At 54.3% G+C, this 17,421-nt stretch carries 12 protein-coding genes; 5 read left to right on the top strand and 7 right to left on the bottom strand.

What is annotated here, in order from left to right; all coding sequences use genetic code 11:
• Positions 1-31: 31 nt before the first annotated feature.
• Both aroA and serC read right to left on the bottom strand, forming a co-directional pair.
• Entirely contained in the window at positions 32-1,321 is a 1,290-nt protein-coding gene (gene aroA, locus MFP24_RS21805; protein WP_249232556.1) for a 3-phosphoshikimate 1-carboxyvinyltransferase, read from the bottom strand.
• A gap of 115 nt (positions 1,322-1,436) precedes the next feature.
• Positions 1,437-2,522, bottom strand: a complete 1,086-nt coding sequence (serC, locus tag MFP24_RS21800) for a 3-phosphoserine/phosphohydroxythreonine transaminase (RefSeq protein ID WP_249232557.1) — start codon at positions 2,520-2,522, stop codon at positions 1,437-1,439.
• A gap of 247 nt (positions 2,523-2,769) precedes the next feature.
• On the opposite strand from serC, the gene ycaO reads away from it, so the two are divergent.
• From ycaO to pflA, 4 genes are all read left to right on the top strand, one after another.
• On the top strand, positions 2,770-4,533 hold the full coding sequence (ycaO, locus tag MFP24_RS21795; RefSeq protein ID WP_249232558.1) for a 30S ribosomal protein S12 methylthiotransferase accessory factor YcaO: 1,764 nt from the start codon (positions 2,770-2,772) through the stop codon (positions 4,531-4,533).
• Between the two features lie 462 nt (positions 4,534-4,995).
• Positions 4,996-5,853 (top strand): formate transporter FocA, encoded by an 858-nt coding sequence (gene focA / locus MFP24_RS21790; RefSeq protein ID WP_249232559.1) that lies wholly within the window; start codon positions 4,996-4,998, stop codon positions 5,851-5,853.
• 58 nt (positions 5,854-5,911) lie between these two features.
• A complete protein-coding gene (pflB, locus tag MFP24_RS21785) occupies positions 5,912-8,197 on the top strand; it encodes a formate C-acetyltransferase (RefSeq protein ID WP_249232560.1) in 2,286 nt (761 codons plus the stop codon).
• A gap of 263 nt (positions 8,198-8,460) precedes the next feature.
• Positions 8,461-9,201 carry a pyruvate formate lyase 1-activating protein gene (gene pflA, locus MFP24_RS21780; protein WP_249232561.1) on the top strand — a complete coding sequence of 247 codons (741 nt, stop codon included), beginning with the start codon at positions 8,461-8,463 and terminating at the stop codon, positions 9,199-9,201.
• A 45-nt stretch (positions 9,202-9,246) separates the two neighbouring features.
• Here the strand turns inward: pflA and MFP24_RS21775 are convergent, their stop codons facing one another.
• From MFP24_RS21775 to MFP24_RS21765, 3 genes are read right to left on the bottom strand one after another with little or no spacing between them, the layout of a single operon-like run.
• Positions 9,247-10,815 carry a hydantoinase/oxoprolinase family protein gene (locus MFP24_RS21775; protein ID WP_249232562.1) on the bottom strand — a complete coding sequence of 523 codons (1,569 nt, stop codon included), beginning with the start codon at positions 10,813-10,815 and terminating at the stop codon, positions 9,247-9,249.
• 8 nt (positions 10,816-10,823) lie between these two features.
• Complete coding sequence (locus tag MFP24_RS21770) at positions 10,824-11,933, bottom strand: S-methyl thiohydantoin desulfurase family protein (RefSeq protein ID WP_249232563.1); 1,110 nt, start codon at positions 11,931-11,933, stop codon at positions 10,824-10,826.
• 46 nt (positions 11,934-11,979) lie between these two features.
• Complete coding sequence (locus MFP24_RS21765; RefSeq protein ID WP_249232564.1) at positions 11,980-13,284, bottom strand: cytosine permease; 1,305 nt, start codon at positions 13,282-13,284, stop codon at positions 11,980-11,982.
• A 273-nt stretch (positions 13,285-13,557) separates the two neighbouring features.
• Here MFP24_RS21765 and MFP24_RS21760 point away from each other — a divergent pair, with 273 nt between their 5' ends.
• Complete coding sequence (locus MFP24_RS21760; protein WP_249232565.1) at positions 13,558-14,481, top strand: LysR family transcriptional regulator; 924 nt, start codon at positions 13,558-13,560, stop codon at positions 14,479-14,481.
• A gap of 1 nt (position 14,482) precedes the next feature.
• Here MFP24_RS21760 and MFP24_RS21755 read toward each other — a convergent pair whose 3' ends face one another.
• On the bottom strand, positions 14,483-15,634 hold the full coding sequence (locus MFP24_RS21755; RefSeq protein ID WP_249232566.1) for an MFS transporter: 1,152 nt from the start codon (positions 15,632-15,634) through the stop codon (positions 14,483-14,485).
• Positions 15,635-16,125: 491 nt separating this feature from the next.
• Positions 16,126-17,421, bottom strand: a complete 1,296-nt coding sequence (serS, locus tag MFP24_RS21750; protein WP_249232567.1) for a serine--tRNA ligase — start codon at positions 17,419-17,421, stop codon at positions 16,126-16,128.

Here is a 17,421-nt window from a genome sequence, read left to right as displayed (position 1 = left end):
GGGTTCACACCCCGCCTTACCTACGAAGCCGTTATGCCGGTTCGCTTAAGCGTGCCAGTTGGTCGAAATAGTCAGGGAAGGTTTTGGCGGTGCATTTCGGGTCGAGAATGGTGACCGGCGTATCCGACAGCGCCACCAGGGAAAAGCACATCGCCATCCGATGGTCGTTATAGGTTTCGATTTCGGCGGCTTTCAGCTTTGCCGGGGGCGTGATGCGAATATAATCCTCGCCTTCCTCCACCTGCGCGCCGACCTTACGCAACTCAATCGCCATGGCGGCCAGGCGATCGGTCTCTTTTACCCGCCAGTTATAAATATTGCGCAGCGTGGTGGTTCCGCCGGCGGCGAACAGCGCGGTGGTGGCGATGGTCATGGCGGCATCGGGAATATGGTTCATGTCCATATCTATCGCCCGCAGTTCGCCGCGCTGGCATTCGATATAGTCATCGCCCCAGCGGATTTTCGCTCCCATCTTCTCCAATACGTCGGCAAAGCGGATATCGCCCTGCACGCTGGCGCGCCCGACGCCGGTAACCCGCACCGTGCCCCCTCTGATGGCCCCCGCCGCCAGGAAATAAGACGCCGACGACGCATCGCCCTCCACCAGGTAATCCCCCGGAGAGCGGTATTGCCGACCGCCTGAGACGTAAAACTGCTGATAATTCTCGTTACGCACCTCGATACCGAAGGTTTTCATCATATTCAGGGTGATATCGATATAGGGTTTGGAAACCAGATCGCCCTGAATGCGGATACGGGTATCCTGAGGAGCCAGAGGCGCCGCCATCAGCAGCGCGGTCAGAAACTGGCTGGATACGCTGCCGTCGACGCTGATGTCGCCTCCCTGAAACCCGCCGTGCAGGCGCAAGGGCGGATAGTTTTCCTGCTCCAGATAATCCACCTTCGCGCCGCCCTGGCGCAGGGAGTCAACCAGATGACCGATGGGACGCTCTTTCATCCGCGGCTCCCCCGTCAGAACGATGTCGCCGTCGGTCAAACACAGCGCCGCGGCCAGCGGGCGCATGGCGGTTCCGGCATTTCCCAGAAACAGTTCAAGCGGCTTCTGCGCTTGCAACGCGCCGCCTACCCCAACGATTTCGCACTGGGTGCGGCTGGAAGAGAGCTGATAACTCACCCCCAGCGCCTGCAGCGCATTAAGCATATGGCGAACGTCATCGCTGTCCAGCAGATTGGTCAAGCGAGTCGTCCCGGCGGACAAGGCCGCCAGCAGGAGCGCCCGGTTCGAGACGCTTTTTGATCCGGGGAGGTTAATCGTGCCGTTAATCAATTTAACCGGCGGTAGGGTCAGGGATTCCTGCATGTGAAACTTATTCTCCAAACGTGAACACAGAAACCCCGGCAGGCGCCGGGGTTTTCAGATCGTCAAACCCGTCATTCATGCGCTACGGGAATGACTGAAGCGGTACGCCTTGTCATTACCCGCGGCGGCGCTCGAAATCCGCCATAAATTCCGTCAGCGCCTTGACGCCCGCCAGCGGCATGGCGTTATAGATGGAGGCGCGCATACCGCCCACGGCGCGGTGTCCTTTCAGCGCGTGGAGACCGGCAGCCTGAGCTTCTTCCAGAAAAACCTTGTCCAGTTCGGCATTCGCCAACAGGAAAGGCACGTTCATGCGGGAACGGTTAGCCGCGGCCACGTCGTTGCTGTAAAAATCGCTGTTATCAATCGCCCCGTAGAGCCAGTCGGCTTTATCCTGGTTGCGTTTTTCCATTTCCAGCAGACCGCCCTGCTCTTTCAGCCATTTGAACACCATGCCGGAAAGATACCAGGCAAAGGTCGGCGGGGTGTTAAACATCGAGTCGTTGTCGGCCAGAACCTGGTAATCGAGAATGGAGGGCAGTTCGCGGCGCGCCTTACCCAGCAAATCATCGCGCACAATAACCAGCGTCAGTCCGGCCGGACCGATGTTCTTCTGCGCGCCGGCATAGATCACGCCATAGCGGCTGACGTCGATAGGACGGGATAAAATACTGGAAGAAAAGTCGGCCACCACGATTTTATCGCCGAAATCGGGGGTCTCTTCGATGGCAAGCCCGTCAATGGTTTCATTCGGGCAGTAATGCACGAAAGCGGACTCGTCGGACAGCGCCCACTCGCTCATCGGCTTCACGCTGCGCAGACCGTCTACGCGCGTTTTCACATCCACCACGTTCGGGGCGCAGTATTTTTCCGCTTCCTTAACCGCGCTGTGCGCCCAATAGCCGCCGTCGATATAGTCGGCCTGCGTTTTTTCGCCCAGCAGATTGAGCGGCACCGCCGCGAACTGCGCCCGGGCGCCGCCGTGGCAGAAAAGCACTTTATAGTTGGAAGGGATTTTCAGTAAATCGCGCAGATCCTGCTCGGATTCAGCCGCAACCTGCATAAATTCTTTGCTGCGATGGCTGATCTCCATTACCGATGTACCCAGGCCATGCCAGTTGCATAGTTCCTGTTCGGCACGGCGTAATACCTCGACCGGCAGCATGGCTGGACCGGCGCTAAAATTAAAAACCTGAGTCATTTCCCCTCACCACATCTTAAAAAATAACGATTATTTTATCACAATGGTTCAAAACACACTGTTTTACCTGCCATCGGTTTTATCACTCGTCAACCCTGGCTGCAATGCTTATTGCGCGTTGCCGTCCAAAACGCCGCCTTGGCGGCGGTGTCCGCATCCCATGTTATCGAGCTGTTAAGAATAAATAGAGTCCGCCGCCAAAAGTCCGTATCATGCCCGTCCCGATCTCACCTGCATAAGTAAAACCATGACCCAAACCTTTATCCCAGGCAAAGACGCCGCCCTGGAAGACTCCATCGCCCGTTTTCAGCAACAGCTCCAGGATCTGGGGTTCGACATCGAAGAGGCCTCATGGCTGAATCCGGTGCCGCACGTCTGGTCGGTGCACATTCGCGATCGTGATTGTCCGCTCTGCTTCACCAACGGTAAAGGCGCCAGCAAAAAAGCCGCGCTGGCTTCGGCGCTGGGCGAATATTTCGAACGCCTGTCGACAAACTATTTTTTTGCCGATTTTTACCTCGGCAAAACCATAGCCCAGAGCGAATTCGTGCATTACCCCGATGAAAAATGGTTCGCCATTGCGCCGGATAATACCCTGCCGGAGGGCATCCTGGATGCGCGCCTGCGCGAATTCTACGACCCTGAGCAGGCGCTCGGCGCCAGCGATCTCATCGACCTGCAGTCCGGTAACGCCGAGCGGGGGATCTGCGCGCTGCCGTTTATCCGCCAGCGCGATCTGCAAAAGGTCTACATTCCGATGAACATCATCGGCAACCTGTACGTATCCAACGGCATGTCCGCGGGCAATACCGCCAGCGAGGCCCGCGTGCAGGGGCTATCCGAAGTATTTGAACGCAGTATTAAAAACCGCATTATCGCGCAGTCGATCAGCCTGCCTGCCATTCCCCAGGCGGTGTTGAACCGCTATCCGGGCGTGGTTGAAGCCATTGCCACACTGGAAAAAGAGGGCTTCCCGATCTTCGCCTACGACGCCTCCCTCGGCGGTCGATACCCGGTTATCTGCGTGGTGCTGTTTAATCCGGCGAACGGCACCTGTTTCGCCTCATTTGGCGCGCATCCCGATTTTGGCGTGGCGCTGGAGCGTACGGTGACCGAACTGCTGCAAGGGCGCGGGCTGAAAGATTTGGACGTTTTCACCGCGCCGACTTTTGACGTCGACGAAGTCGCCGAGCATGCCAATCTGGAGACCCATTTCATCGACTCCAGCGGTCTGATCTCCTGGGATATGTTTAAGGATCGGGCCGACTACCCGTTTGTCGACTGGAGCTTCAGCGGCACCACGGAAGAGGAGTTCGCCACGTTGATGGCGATTTTCCAGCGGGAAGATCAAGAGGTGTATATCGCGGACTACCAGCATCTGTCCGTTTACGCCTGCCGCATTCTGGTTCCCGGCATGTCGGATATTTATCCCGCCGACGATCTGCTGCTGGCCAATAACGCCATGGGCGCGCATCTGCGCGATACGCTGCTGGCGTTGCCGGACAGCCGCTGGGAAAAAGCGGATTATCTCGCCCTGTTGCAGCAGTTGGATGACGAAGGCTTTGACGACTTCACCCGGGTGCGCGAACTGCTGGGTATCGCCACGGGTAAGGATAACGCCTGGTTCACGTTGCGTATCGGCGAGTTGAAATCGATGCTGGCATTGGCCGGCGGCGATCTGGAACAGGCCTTAATCTGGGCGGAATGGACGCAGGATTTCAACGGTTCGGTCTTCCCCGCGCCGCGCGCCAATTACTACCGCTGCCTGCAAACGCTATTGCAGCTGGCGCTGGAGCCGCAACGCAACCCCGCCGACTATTACGACGCTTTCGTCAGCATGTACGGACGAGAAACCGTGGATGCGGCCGGCGCGGCCATCGCCGGCGAACAGAGTTTCTACGGGCTGTTTGCCATTGATGACGCCTTCGCCGCCTTACCGGCGCACCGCTCGCTGCTGGCGGCGTATGAGAAACTGCAACGGGCGAAAAGCCGTTACCGGCAAGCCAATTGATGCCGGCGACGGCTCAGTGATATTCTTCTATATCGGCGGCGCGACCCTGCCGGCATAACGCGGCGATAGTCTGTTTTCGGCATAAACACACCGGTACTCCTTAAATCCGCAGGGGTACCGTTATTCGAAAGCAATATTTCCCTTTATCGCCACCGCCTTAAAAGCGAATTGTTACGAAGCGGTGAAATTTAAATTAAATTACATCATAAATACCGCCCCTAAATTATACAAAGCATGATAATTATTAACGCCTAATCGGGCGGCAAAGGCCGGCGAATTCAAATCTTTTTGTAAAGTTTAAAATATTTTTTCCATATAAAAATCAATTAGATAATATATAAACAAGGGGGTTTTTAGCGGTCTGTACGGGTACTAGTTTCGCGCAATATGATCCACGTCAAATTTTGCTTTATACTGCTTTGCTAGTATCTCGACGCTGATAAATTTTAAGAGAGAGTTAGTGTGAAAGCTGACAACCCCTTTACTCTACTATTACCGGCCGCAATGGCGAAAGTCGCCGAAGACGCCGGTGTCTATAAAGCAACAAAACATCCGTGGACCACGTTTTATCTGGCGATCACCGCGGGCGTCTTTATCTCGATTGCATTTGTCTTTTATATTACCGCCACCACCGGCACAGCGACGATCCCTTTTGGCATCGCCAAGCTGATTGGCGGTATCTGTTTCTCGCTGGGGCTAATGCTGGTGGTGGTTTGCGGCGCGGATTTATTTACCTCCACCGTGCTGACGGTCATCGCCAAGGCCAGTGGACGTATCACCTGGAAACAACTAGCCTGTAATTGGGTTAATGTCTATATCGGCAACCTGTTCGGCGCCCTGCTCTTTGTCGCGCTGATTTGGTTTGCCGGCGAGCATAGGGTCGCCAACGGCGCATGGGGACTCAACGTTCTGCAAACCGCCAATCACAAACTTGAGCACACTTTTGTTGAGGCACTGTGCCTGGGAATTCTGGCAAACCTGATGGTATGCCTGGCCGTGTGGATGAGTTATTCCGGTCGAACCCTGACGGACAAAATGTTTGCGATGATTTTGCCGGTCGCCATGTTTGTCGCCAGCGGTTTTGAACACAGTATCGCCAACATGTTTATGGTTCCGATGGGGATCGTAATCAAGAATTTTGCCGCCCCCGAATTCTGGCAGGCAATAGAAATGGTGCCCTCTCAATTTGAACATTTAACCGTTAGTCATTTCATCACAAGCAATCTTATCCCTGTCACGATAGGGAATATTATTGGTGGAGGCTTACTGGTGGGTTTAACGTATTGGGTAATTTATTTGCGCGGCGGAGACCAGCACTAGGGTGCAATCAGCCGCAACGTCGGGTTTTAAAAAAATCCATATCAAAGGTAGGTGTAAAATGACCGATCTGAATGAAAAATTAGCCAGCGCATGGCAGGGTTTTAGCAAAGGTGAATGGCAGGATGGAGTCAACGTTCGTGACTTCATTCAGAAAAACTACACGCCGTATGAAGGTGACGAATCTTTCCTCGCCGGCGCGACCCCGGCGACCACCGCGCTGTGGGATAAAGTCATGGAAGGCGTCAAACTGGAAAACCGCACCCATGCGCCGGTTGATTTCGATACCAACGTGGCGGCGACCATCACCTCCCACGATGCCGGCTACATCAATCAAAGCCAGGAAAAAATCGTCGGTCTGCAAACCGAAGCTCCGCTGAAACGCGCGCTTATTCCCTTCGGCGGCATCAAGATGATTGAAAGCTCCTGCAAGGCGTACGATCGCCAGTTGGATCCGCAACTGAAAAAAATCTTCACCGAATACCGTAAAACACACAACCAGGGCGTTTTCGATGTTTATACCCCTGACATCCTGCGCTGTCGTAAATCAGGCGTGCTGACCGGTCTGCCCGACGCCTACGGCCGCGGCCGCATCATCGGCGACTATCGCCGCGTGGCGCTGTACGGTATCGATTACCTGATGAAAGACAAGTTCGCCCAGTTCTCTTCCCTGCAATCCAAACTGGAAAACGGCGAAGATCTGGAAGCGACCATCCGTCTGCGCGAAGAGATCGCCGAACAGCATCGTGCGCTGGGCCAGATCAAGGAAATGGCCGCCAAATACGGCTGCGATATTTCCGGTCCCGCCACCACTGCGCAGGAAGCGGTACAGTGGACTTACTTCGGCTACCTGGCCGCGGTTAAATCGCAGAACGGCGCCGCGATGTCCTTCGGTCGCGTATCCACCTTCCTGGATATCTACTTCGAACGCGATCTGCAAGCCGGTAAAATCACCGAAGAAGAAGCTCAGGAACTGGTCGACCATCTGGTGATGAAACTGCGTATGGTCCGTTTCCTGCGTACGCCGGAATATGATGAACTGTTCTCCGGCGACCCGATCTGGGCAACCGAATCCCTGGCGGGCATGGGTCTTGACGGACGTACGCTGGTTACCAAAAACAGCTTCCGTTTCCTGAACACCCTGTACACCATGGGGCCGTCGCCGGAACCGAACATGACCATTCTGTGGTCCGAAAGACTGCCGCTGAACTTCAAGAAATACGCCGCGAAAGTCTCCATCGATACTTCTTCCCTGCAGTATGAAAACGACGACCTGATGCGTCCTGACTTCAACAACGATGACTATGCCATCGCCTGTTGCGTCAGCCCGATGGTGGTTGGTAAGCAAATGCAGTTCTTCGGCGCCCGCGCCAACCTGGCGAAAACCATGCTGTATGCCATCAACGGCGGCGTGGATGAAAAAATGAAGATGCAGGTGGGTCCGAAATCCGCTCCGATCAAGAGCGAATACCTGGACTTCGAGGAAGTGATGGAGCGTATGGATCACTTCATGGACTGGCTGGCCAAACAGTACGTCACCGCGCTGAACATCATCCACTACATGCATGATAAATACAGCTACGAAGCGTCGCTGATGGCGCTGCACGACCGCGACGTTTACCGTACCATGGCCTGCGGCATCGCCGGTCTGTCGGTTGCCGCCGACTCCCTGTCCGCCATCAAATACGCCAAGGTGAAACCGATTCGTGACGAAGACGGCCTGGCCGTCGACTTCGATATCGAAGGCGAATATCCGCAGTTCGGCAACAACGACCCGCGCGTCGATGAACTGGCCTGCGACCTGGTTGAACGTTTTATGAAGAAAATTCAGCAGCTGAATACCTATCGCGGCGCCACGCCGACCCAGTCGGTTCTGACCATCACCTCCAACGTGGTATATGGTAAGAAAACCGGTAATACGCCTGACGGTCGCCGCGCCGGCGCGCCGTTCGGACCGGGCGCCAACCCGATGCACGGACGCGATCAGAAAGGCGCCGTGGCCTCGCTGACCTCGGTGGCGAAACTGCCGTTCGCCTACGCCAAAGACGGTATTTCCTATACTTTCTCCATCGTTCCGAACGCGCTGGGTAAAGATGACGACGTGCGTAAAGCCAACCTTGCCGGCCTGATGGATGGTTACTTCCACCATGAAACGGCCAACATTGAAGGCGGCCAGCATCTGAACGTCAACGTGATGAACCGTGAAATGCTGCTTGACGCCATGGAAAACCCGGAAAAATATCCGCAGTTGACCATTCGCGTATCCGGCTATGCAGTGCGTTTCAACTCACTGACCAAAGAACAACAGCAGGACGTCATCACCCGTACTTTCACCCAGTCGATCTGATTTCCCTGACTGTCTGAAAAAGCGTAAAATGAAGGCTCCACGTAAGTGGGGCCTTTTTCTCACTCCAGGGCGCGGAGTGCTAACCTGAGAGTAAACCTGTTTTGCCAGCCCGCCATATCGTCGTGGATGGCTGGCAAAACAGATTCGACGCAGCATCGGCCGGGTGGTGTGCGCTGTCACCGATTGTGACAGGTATTCCGCCCGTTTTTATGACTGCGCTTATAAAGACCGCTATTGTTCGGTCAAACGGGAGAACACCTGCAATGTCAGTAATCGGTCGCATCCACTCTTTCGAATCCTGCGGAACCGTCGATGGTCCCGGAATTCGCTTTATCGTTTTTTTTCAAGGCTGTCTGATGCGCTGCCTGTACTGCCACAATCGCGATACCTGGGACACCCACGCCGGCAAGGAAATTACGGTGGAAGAATTGATGAAGGAAGTGGTGACCTATCGCCATTTTATGAACGCCTCCGGCGGCGGCGTCACCGCCTCGGGCGGGGAAGCGATTTTACAGGCCGAATTCGTACGCGACTGGTTCCGCGCCTGCCATCAGGAAGGCATCAACACCTGTCTCGATACCAACGGATTTGTGCGCCGTTACGATCCGGTGATTGATGAACTGCTGGACGTCAGCGATCTGGTGATGCTCGATCTGAAGCAGATGAATGATGACGTCCACCAGAACCTGGTCGGCGTGTCCAATCATCGCACGCTCGACTTTGCCCGCTATCTGGCCAAACGCAACCAGCGCACCTGGATTCGCTACGTGGTGGTTCCCGGCTGGTCCGACGACGACAAGTCCGCGCATCTGCTCGGCGAGTTCACCAAAGACATGTCGAATATCGAAAAAATCGAACTGCTCCCTTATCACGAGCTCGGTAAGCATAAGTGGATAGCCATGGGCGAGGAATACAAGCTGGACGGCGTGAAACCGCCGACGGCGGAGATCATGGATCGCGTGAAGTCCATTCTTGAAGGCTACGGCCATAAAGTGATCTACTGATCCCGCCGGCGGCGCCATAAGCTCCGGCATACTGACGGGCGGCCGTTACGCCAGCCGCCCTGCCGCTTTTATCTTCACCTGCACCGCGTTTCCCGGCAAATAAGCCAGGGGGATCTCCTGATAATCAACGATCGCCACGCTGCCCGGCAGCGCGCCCGTCTGCTCCGCCAGCGCGACGGTTTGCCGCTGTAGTTCCAGCCTTATGCGATCGCGGTCGCCTTCCGACATTTTAACCACCTTATCGATCTGGGCCCCCACCAGCCCCAGGGCGACGCCGACGGCATTGGCGGCATCAAAGTTGTGCGGACGAATCACCCGGCTGATGCCGGACAAGGTATCCGGCAGCAAAATGCTTCCCCCGCCGACCAGGACCGCCGCAACGCTGCCGGCGGATGATTTCATACGGTCAATGGCGTCTTCAACCCGCTGAATCATTTTCCGGTACGCCTGCCGGCAAAGCGCCGCATCCAGCGCCGGCAGCGCCGCGGTAAGCTCCGTGGGCCAGCGGCCGGCATCCAGTTGCATCGCCACGTCGCTTAAGGTCAAGGTGTCGCCGCCAAAGCTCACCCCCTGCTGTAACAGACGGTAGCCCAGGCTATCGGGGCCCAGGATGACATTGCCTGCGCTATCCTGACGCACGCAGGTGCCGCCCCCGATGCCGATGGAAACGATATCCGGCATTCTGAAGTTGGTGCGGATCTCCCCCACTTCCACCGCAATGGCCGACTCGCGCGGAAAGCCATTCACCAGCACGCCGATATCCGTGGTGGTGCCGCCGACATCAACGATCAAGGCATTGTCCAGCCCCGACAGGTGACAGGCGCCGCGAATAGAGTTGGTCGGGCCGCAGGCCATCGTCAGGATGGGATACTGCTTGACCGCGCTTTCAGACATCAGCGTGCCGTCGTTTTGGCCGAAAAAGGGCGTGGCCCTGATGCCATGATGGGACAGCGCCTGGATAAAACCATCGACAAAGCGCCGTGCGGTGCGCTGTAGCGCGGCGTTGAGAATAGTGGCGTTTTCTCTTTCCAGCAGGCCGATATTGCCGATTCGATGGGAGAGCGACAGCGAAACATCCGGCAGGGCGGCGCCGATCCAGTCGGCGACCCTCTGTTCCTGAGCGCCGTTCACCGGAGAGAACACCCCGCACACGGCGACGCTATCGACCTCCCCGCGCATTTTTTCACAGGCGGCCATCACCTCATCAAAAATAACGCCATGAATTTCTTTGCCGTCGAACTCATAGCCGCCATGCAGCTGGTAGAAGTGCGGGCCGAGGGTTTGATGCCACTCGTCGCTCCAGTCAAACAGCGGAGGAACGCCGTCGCTGCTGGGTAAGCTGAGCCTTAACAGCCCCACCCGATTCAGCCCTTTGCGCTCGACGATGGCATTGGTGCATTGCGTGGTGCCAAGCATGGCATAACGAATGTCCCGCGGCCGAACGCCGGACAACTCCAGTACCCGGGCGATAACCCGTACAATGCCGCTGCAGATATCATCGCTGGTAGGGAACTTGGCCGTGGCGACGCACCGAAGATCCGCATCCAGAATGGCGGCGTCGGTGTTGGTGCCGCCGACGTCAACGCCGAGGCGGTAATCATTTTTACCAGACATGATAGACCTCAGCGACTCGCAAGCCGCTCGATTGGCACATAGCGTACCGGATAGCCGAAATAACCCGGTCCGACAACCTCCAGCCCTTTGGCCGTGCGCCACTTTTCATTACACGGATAGGCAATGACCGCCACTCGCTGCCCGTAGCGCAGCTGCTCGGTAATGATGGGACGCCCGGTTTCAGCGTCCAGTATCGAAATCAAATCCGGCACCACGGCCAGCAGATTATCCTGGGTGGGCGCGGCGGTCTCGGAGGAGCGATAAGCCAGCAATAGCTCGTTCTGAAAAAGCACGGTAAACCTTTCGCCCTTCGAGCCGCCGATGCCTTCAAGCACCACCTTGCCGCGGGCAAAGCCGCCGGTGGTGCGGCGGTCGACGTCAGTGATTTTTCCCGCGGCGATAATGTGCGCACGCAATAGCGGAAGTAAGGCCTGAACCGCATTGCTTCCCGAGCGGTGAGCCTGGCGTAGGGTTTTGCCTATATTTTCGGCCAGCGTCAGGGTTCCTTTAATCGCGCTCTGCTTCAGCTGCCTGCCGCTTAACGGGTAGTCGCACATGGCGCAGGCGGCCCCCATCTGTTCGGTGATGGCCCGGGATAAACGCTCGGACCAGATACCGTCGATAGGATTCAGGATCACCGAATTGCCTTTCTCATCGGCCAGCGTATTGGGCGCCGAGGGTAAACCATCGAGAAAAAACGTCACCATTTGCGCTTCCGGGAAAGCGCGCCCCATCGCATCGCAGTCAATGACGGGTAAACCTTTTTGAGCAGCAATAATAAAGGGTATTAACGAATTGATACCGCCGACTTCAATGGGAAAAGTTCCGGCAGCAGATTGCGCTAATGCTTGCTCCATTTTTTCAAATGCCAGCGTCACCTGACGTAGTGAAATAATCTTTTCAATTGCAACGGTAGGCGCGCCAACGGTGCTGCATGGAATAAACAGATCATCATCATCTACGTCATCCAGACTTAAAACAGGAACCTTCATACCTTGTCGCAATGCATGTTTAGCGATTAGAGAGCCAATATAAGGATCTCCACCGCCTCCCGTACCGAGAATAGCCGCACCAAGTGCAATATCATCGATCATTTCATCGTCAATATAACAGAGCATTATTTATCCAGTTGCTATGGCCATCACTTTACAGAACCAGGGTTCATCAGTTTCTGTGCTGTGGTAGAAATTTATGCAAAAAAATGTATGCCGCCATACTGACGAATGTCCCGTCTAATGCCGGTATAGTACTAATAGTAAACACGCCTAAAAAATCGGGAGATGTGAATAAACTGACTACTCCACCGCTGCCCCAGGCAATAACTGCCGGAAGATTAAGGGCCGAAGATAGAGATACATCTTGTTTCAAATTGGGCGAGTCGAGAAAATAGTATTCGATAAGGTAAACACCCGCGATAGGTGAGATAAGCACCCCCAGTAGCGATAAGAAATTGGTGAAGTTATTAATCATACCATTGTAAGAAAGGATTAAGCCTACAATAGCCATTAGAACAACCAACACAGGGCGAGAAAGCGACCTGATAACGACAGATATCCCTAAAGATGCAGAGATAAGATTAGAGCTGTTGGTCGTCCATTGAGCAAAGACCAACACTAAAATAGCTGACAATCCCAGCCCTATACTGAAAAAAACCTCAACAAGGTCATCACTGCCGACCATGTGGGTCAACACCAATGCCACAAGTATCGTAGAGCTGTTTCCGAGGAAAAAACCGACACCCGCCCCCAATATCGCATCTTTCCGGGTTTTAGCATAACGGGCAATATCCGGGGACATCACGGCAGCAACAATCCAGATAGAGATAACATAGGAAATGGCCGTCCCCATACCGATCGGTGATTTAATTACCCTCTCCGGCGCTACGGAATGACTGGTGGCCGCGATCATCACTCCTGTGATAATCAGTATCAACATAAGCGGTACGCTAAATGCGCTCAGTTTTCCCAGCGCCCTGACGCCCCAAATAGCGGTAAACGTCATCAGCGCCATACCGAATAATAATATGGGTAAACGGCCGGGCGCTAATTGATAGTGCATCAATGCCTTTTGCAGCATCACACCGAAGAAATCGAGCTGAAATGCAAACCATCCCAGCAGGGAAACGGCGGAAAAAATACCAATCAGTTTACCGCCAAGGCGGCCAAATACCGAGATACCAAGTAAGGTGGTGGATAGCCCGCAGCCATATCCGACGTTGGCGCATAATGCCGCCAGTATTCCCAACAGGGCCGAGCCAATTAGCGTGGCGCCGATCGCCGGTACAAAAGGCAATCCGGAACTTAAAAAAGCGCCGAGAAATAAACCTGAAATATCAATACCAATCGCCAGCCATATCAGGGCGATAACGTACCAGCGCTTGCGTGCCTCGGGCGGTACGGCTTCATATTCATAGTCATAGATTTTCCGGGTCTGCGATTCATCTTCTGGTACGGTTTCCCCTTGCGACATATACCCTCCATTAAATAGCAAACTAATAATTACTCTGCCTTTATTCTATTTTATAGAGGTTATATTATGCCGTATAGCAAAATGGCACGGTCAAATAATTGACGGTGCCATTTTTATTAGAGAGACCCTGGTGTGACGCATAAAACCACGCTTTTCCCGTGGCGCTCACATTAGTATGTGACGTGCGTATAAGGTAAAGGGAAATTATATTGATTAATACAGATATATTATGATGTTAACATTTAAAGATATTATGTGTCCGAAGGAACGATTATGCGCTTGGATAAACTGGAGATTCGCTGGTTAAAACTTTTCTGCAAAATAGTTGAAAAACAAGGAATTACAAATGCTCAGGGGGCGACGGGATTAAGCCAGCCGATACTTAGCCACTATCTTTCACGCCTTGAAGACACGCTGGGTCTGGTGCTCTGTGAACGGGGCCGGGGTGGTTTCTCTTTGACCACCGAAGGGGAAGTTGTTTATCAGGAAGCCAAGGCGGTTATTGCCACGCTGGATGATTTTGCCCATCGATTGGCACGAATCAAACATCAGCTCATTGGTACAGTAAAACTGGGATGCCTGGATAATATAGCTACCCATCCTAATAACGTCGTGTCGAAGGCGATCTCTATGCTCTACGACCAGGGACCGGAGGTCAATGTAGAGCTTGAGATTACAGAGTACATTCCTCTGATGGAGCGTTTGAAAAATGGCAATCTTGATATCGTTCTCAGTGCATTACCCGACGATATCCCTACAAACATCTATTACCAGCCTGTTTTTATCGAGCACAGTTTTTTTTACTCAATAGCAGAAGATGCTGAAAAAATTGAACAAGAATGGCGAACCGGAAAACTTAATCCGCGAAGGTTACTGATTGGCGGACATGCCTTCAATGAAATATGCAAGCAATTGGGACCAGTAGCAAAACAGGGATTTCATCAAACCGCCTGGCATCTTGAGGGAAGTTTGTTACTTCTGCTGGCTGGCACACATATTGGCTTCCTTCCTGACCATTACACAGCCCCCTGGGTAGAGAAAGGAAAACTTGCGGCTATTGCGCCGCAAGAGCTCAAACTGACCAGTATTTTTTATCTCATCAGAAATGCCAAACAGCGGTTAAGCCCCGTTGCCGAGGCTTTGTGGAATGATATGGTCGAAGCCGGCGAGAGCTCGCTGGCCGGTTTGCAGCCATAACTCAGGCCGCGGCAAATGGCTTGGGATGGTGATCGGCTTTCTTCAGCAGCATGACCAGATAGTACAATGAAACCAAGGCGATCAGCACAAACAGCAGCCGATCCGAATAGGTCTGCATCAACACCGCCGCCAGGCCGGGCCCGCACAGGCTGCCGAGCGTATAACTCAGCAATAGCGCCTGATTCATGGCGATTAACTCATCGGGGCGAACTTTTTCACACGCCCACGACATGGCGACGGGATAAAGCGTAAAACCTGAGCATCCCAGCACGAACAGTGCCGGCGCCAGCGCAAAATTGCTGATGCTCAGCATGGCGAGACAGCCGACAATAACGGCGAAAACCAGCACCCGCAGCACCAGCAGACGGCCATACCGGTCGGCCAGGCGTCCGACGGGCCACTGACCGACAATGCCCGAGCTAATCAGCAGCGCCATCCAGTATCCCACCCGCGCATCGCTCATTCCCTGATGGGAAAGATAGAGCGGCATCAACCCATACAGCGATCCCAGAATAACCCCGGAGATAACGCAGCCGTGGATGCCTAACCGCGCGCTGCGGTATTTCAGCATCTGCCAGACGCTTACGTTTTTCTCCTGGTTCATTGGCGCGGGAATATAAGTAAACAGCAGAGGCAGCATCGCCAGGATGACCAACGCCACGGCCCAGGGTAAAACGCTCAGCAACGCCGTTGGCAATATACTCAGCAATAACTGTCCTATTACGCTGCCAAAGTAATACGCCATCATATAAGCGGCTAAAAGTTGACCTCTCTGCGCCGCGGTTCCGGTACACAGCAATGCGCTTTCCACGGTAACCCAAATTAACGCGCACCCCACGCCGGCGAGAAAACGCCAGAATAACCAGCTGCAGAAATCAACAGAAATCCCCAGGCTAATAGAGGCTATCGCGAATAAAATGGCGGCGCAGTAATAGCTGCGATTAAATCCGTAGAGCCTGATTAGTTTGCCTGCAAATAAAGTCCCGACCAGGTTGCCGCCGAAATAGGACGACCCGACAAGCCCCACCTGCCAGACCGGAAGTTGCTGATAATTTAGCCAAAGCGGTACCAGCGTATTCAGTACGGCGATACTAACGGTCAGCAGCAGGAGGCCGCAGAGCAATAACAGCACTGGGCGTGAGTAAGCAGACATAATTAAATGGATAACCAAACAACTTGAAAGAATGAGCGCATCATGCCACTGCGTATTTAAAAGTCAATCAGCATAAAATGCGTTAATTCCGTTTATTTCTTTATTGATTTAAAGAATTCATCAAACAAAAAACCAAACGGATAAGTCGCTGGCGGGGTTGATACCTACCACAATGATTTTAAATAAATTTTGTCGGGGAATATAATCAAAACGCCGTCGTAAGGAGGGGAAAAGTATTTTCTTGATGAAAAAATATTGCCGTACTAACGCATTAAAAAAAGCGCCCTCAGGCGCTTAAGAGTGATGACGAACTCCACATCGAAATAGTTATCCCCGAATACTACCACCGGTCATCCCCGCGGCAGTATGCGGGGACCTGCTTCCGCAAGCGGTTCGGTGTTGCTGAGATCCCCGCCTGCGCGGGGATGACGGCTATTACCAATAGCTACTTTGTCAACGCTCTGAAGCGCCCTCAGGCGCTTTTTACGGTATCAGCCGATAAATTCCACGCCGCCCATATAGGGGCGCAGGACTTCGGGGATCGCCACGCGACCGTCCGCCTGCTGATAGTTTTCCAGCACCGCCACCAGGGTGCGGCCTACCGCCAGCCCCGAACCATTCAACGTATGGACCAGGCGGGTTTTCTTATCCGTTTTGCCGCGGCAGCGCGCCTGCATGCGGCGCGCCTGGAAATCCCACATATTGGAACAGGAGGAGATCTCGCGGTAGGTGTCCTGCGCCGGCAGCCACACTTCCAGATCGTAGGTCTTGCTGGAACCAAATCCCATATCGCCGGTGCACAGCAGGACTTTGCGGTACGGCAATTTCAGCAATTGCAATACGGTTTCAGCGTGGGTGGTTAATTCCTCCAGCGCCTGCATGGAGTCTTCCGGACGAACAATCTGCACCAGTTCGACCTTATCGAACTGGTGCATACGAATCAAACCGCGGGTATCGCGGCCGTAGGAGCCCGCTTCCGAACGGAAACACGGCGTATGCGCCGTCATTTTCAGCGGCAGCGCCGCTTCGTCCAGAATTTCGTCGCGCACCAGATTGGTCAGCGGAACCTCCGCGGTAGGGATCAGCGCGTAGTTGCTGGTATCCGCTTCCTCGCTTAACGGTTTGGTATGAAACAGGTCTTCGCCGAATTTAGGCAGTTGGCCGGTGCCGTACAGGGTCGCCTGGTTAACAAGGTAGGGAACATAGGCTTCCTGGTAGCCGTGCTGCTGGGTGTGCAGATCCAGCATAAACTGGGAGAGCGCGCGATGCAGGCGGGCTATCTGCCCTTTCATCACCACAAAACGCGCGCCGGCCAATTTCGCCCCGGCGGCGAAATCAACGCCGTCGGCCATCTCGCCGATCTCCACGTGGTCGCGTACCGGGAAATCGAACCTGCGGGGTTCTCCCCAACGGCTGACCTCCTGGTTGTCGCGTTCGTCCTTGCCGAGAGGTACGGAATCATCCGGCAAATTGGGGATCGTCAGCGCCACATCGCGGATTTCATTTTGCAACCGGTCCAGCTCGGATTTAGCCGCATCCAGTTTCTCGCCCAACGCGTTGACTTCACGGCGCAACGGCTCGATATCTTCACCGCGGGCTTTTGCCGCGCCGATCTCTTTCGAGCGGGAATTACGTTCCGCCTGTAGATTTTCGGTTTCTACCTGTAATACCTTACGGCGTTCTTCCTGCTTACGCAGGGTGTCGACATCCAGTGTAAAACCTCTGCGAGCCTGTAGTTTTTCGGCGACTGCGTCTAGCTCATTACGCAGTAAATTGGGATCGAGCAT

The sequence above is a fragment of the Brenneria tiliae genome (assembly GCF_023347575.1).
GTDB classification, from domain to species: Bacteria; Pseudomonadota; Gammaproteobacteria; order Enterobacterales; family Enterobacteriaceae; genus Brenneria; species Brenneria corticis.
Note: the sequence above shows the minus strand (reverse complement) of the source record. Positions and strands in the feature narration are given on the sequence as shown.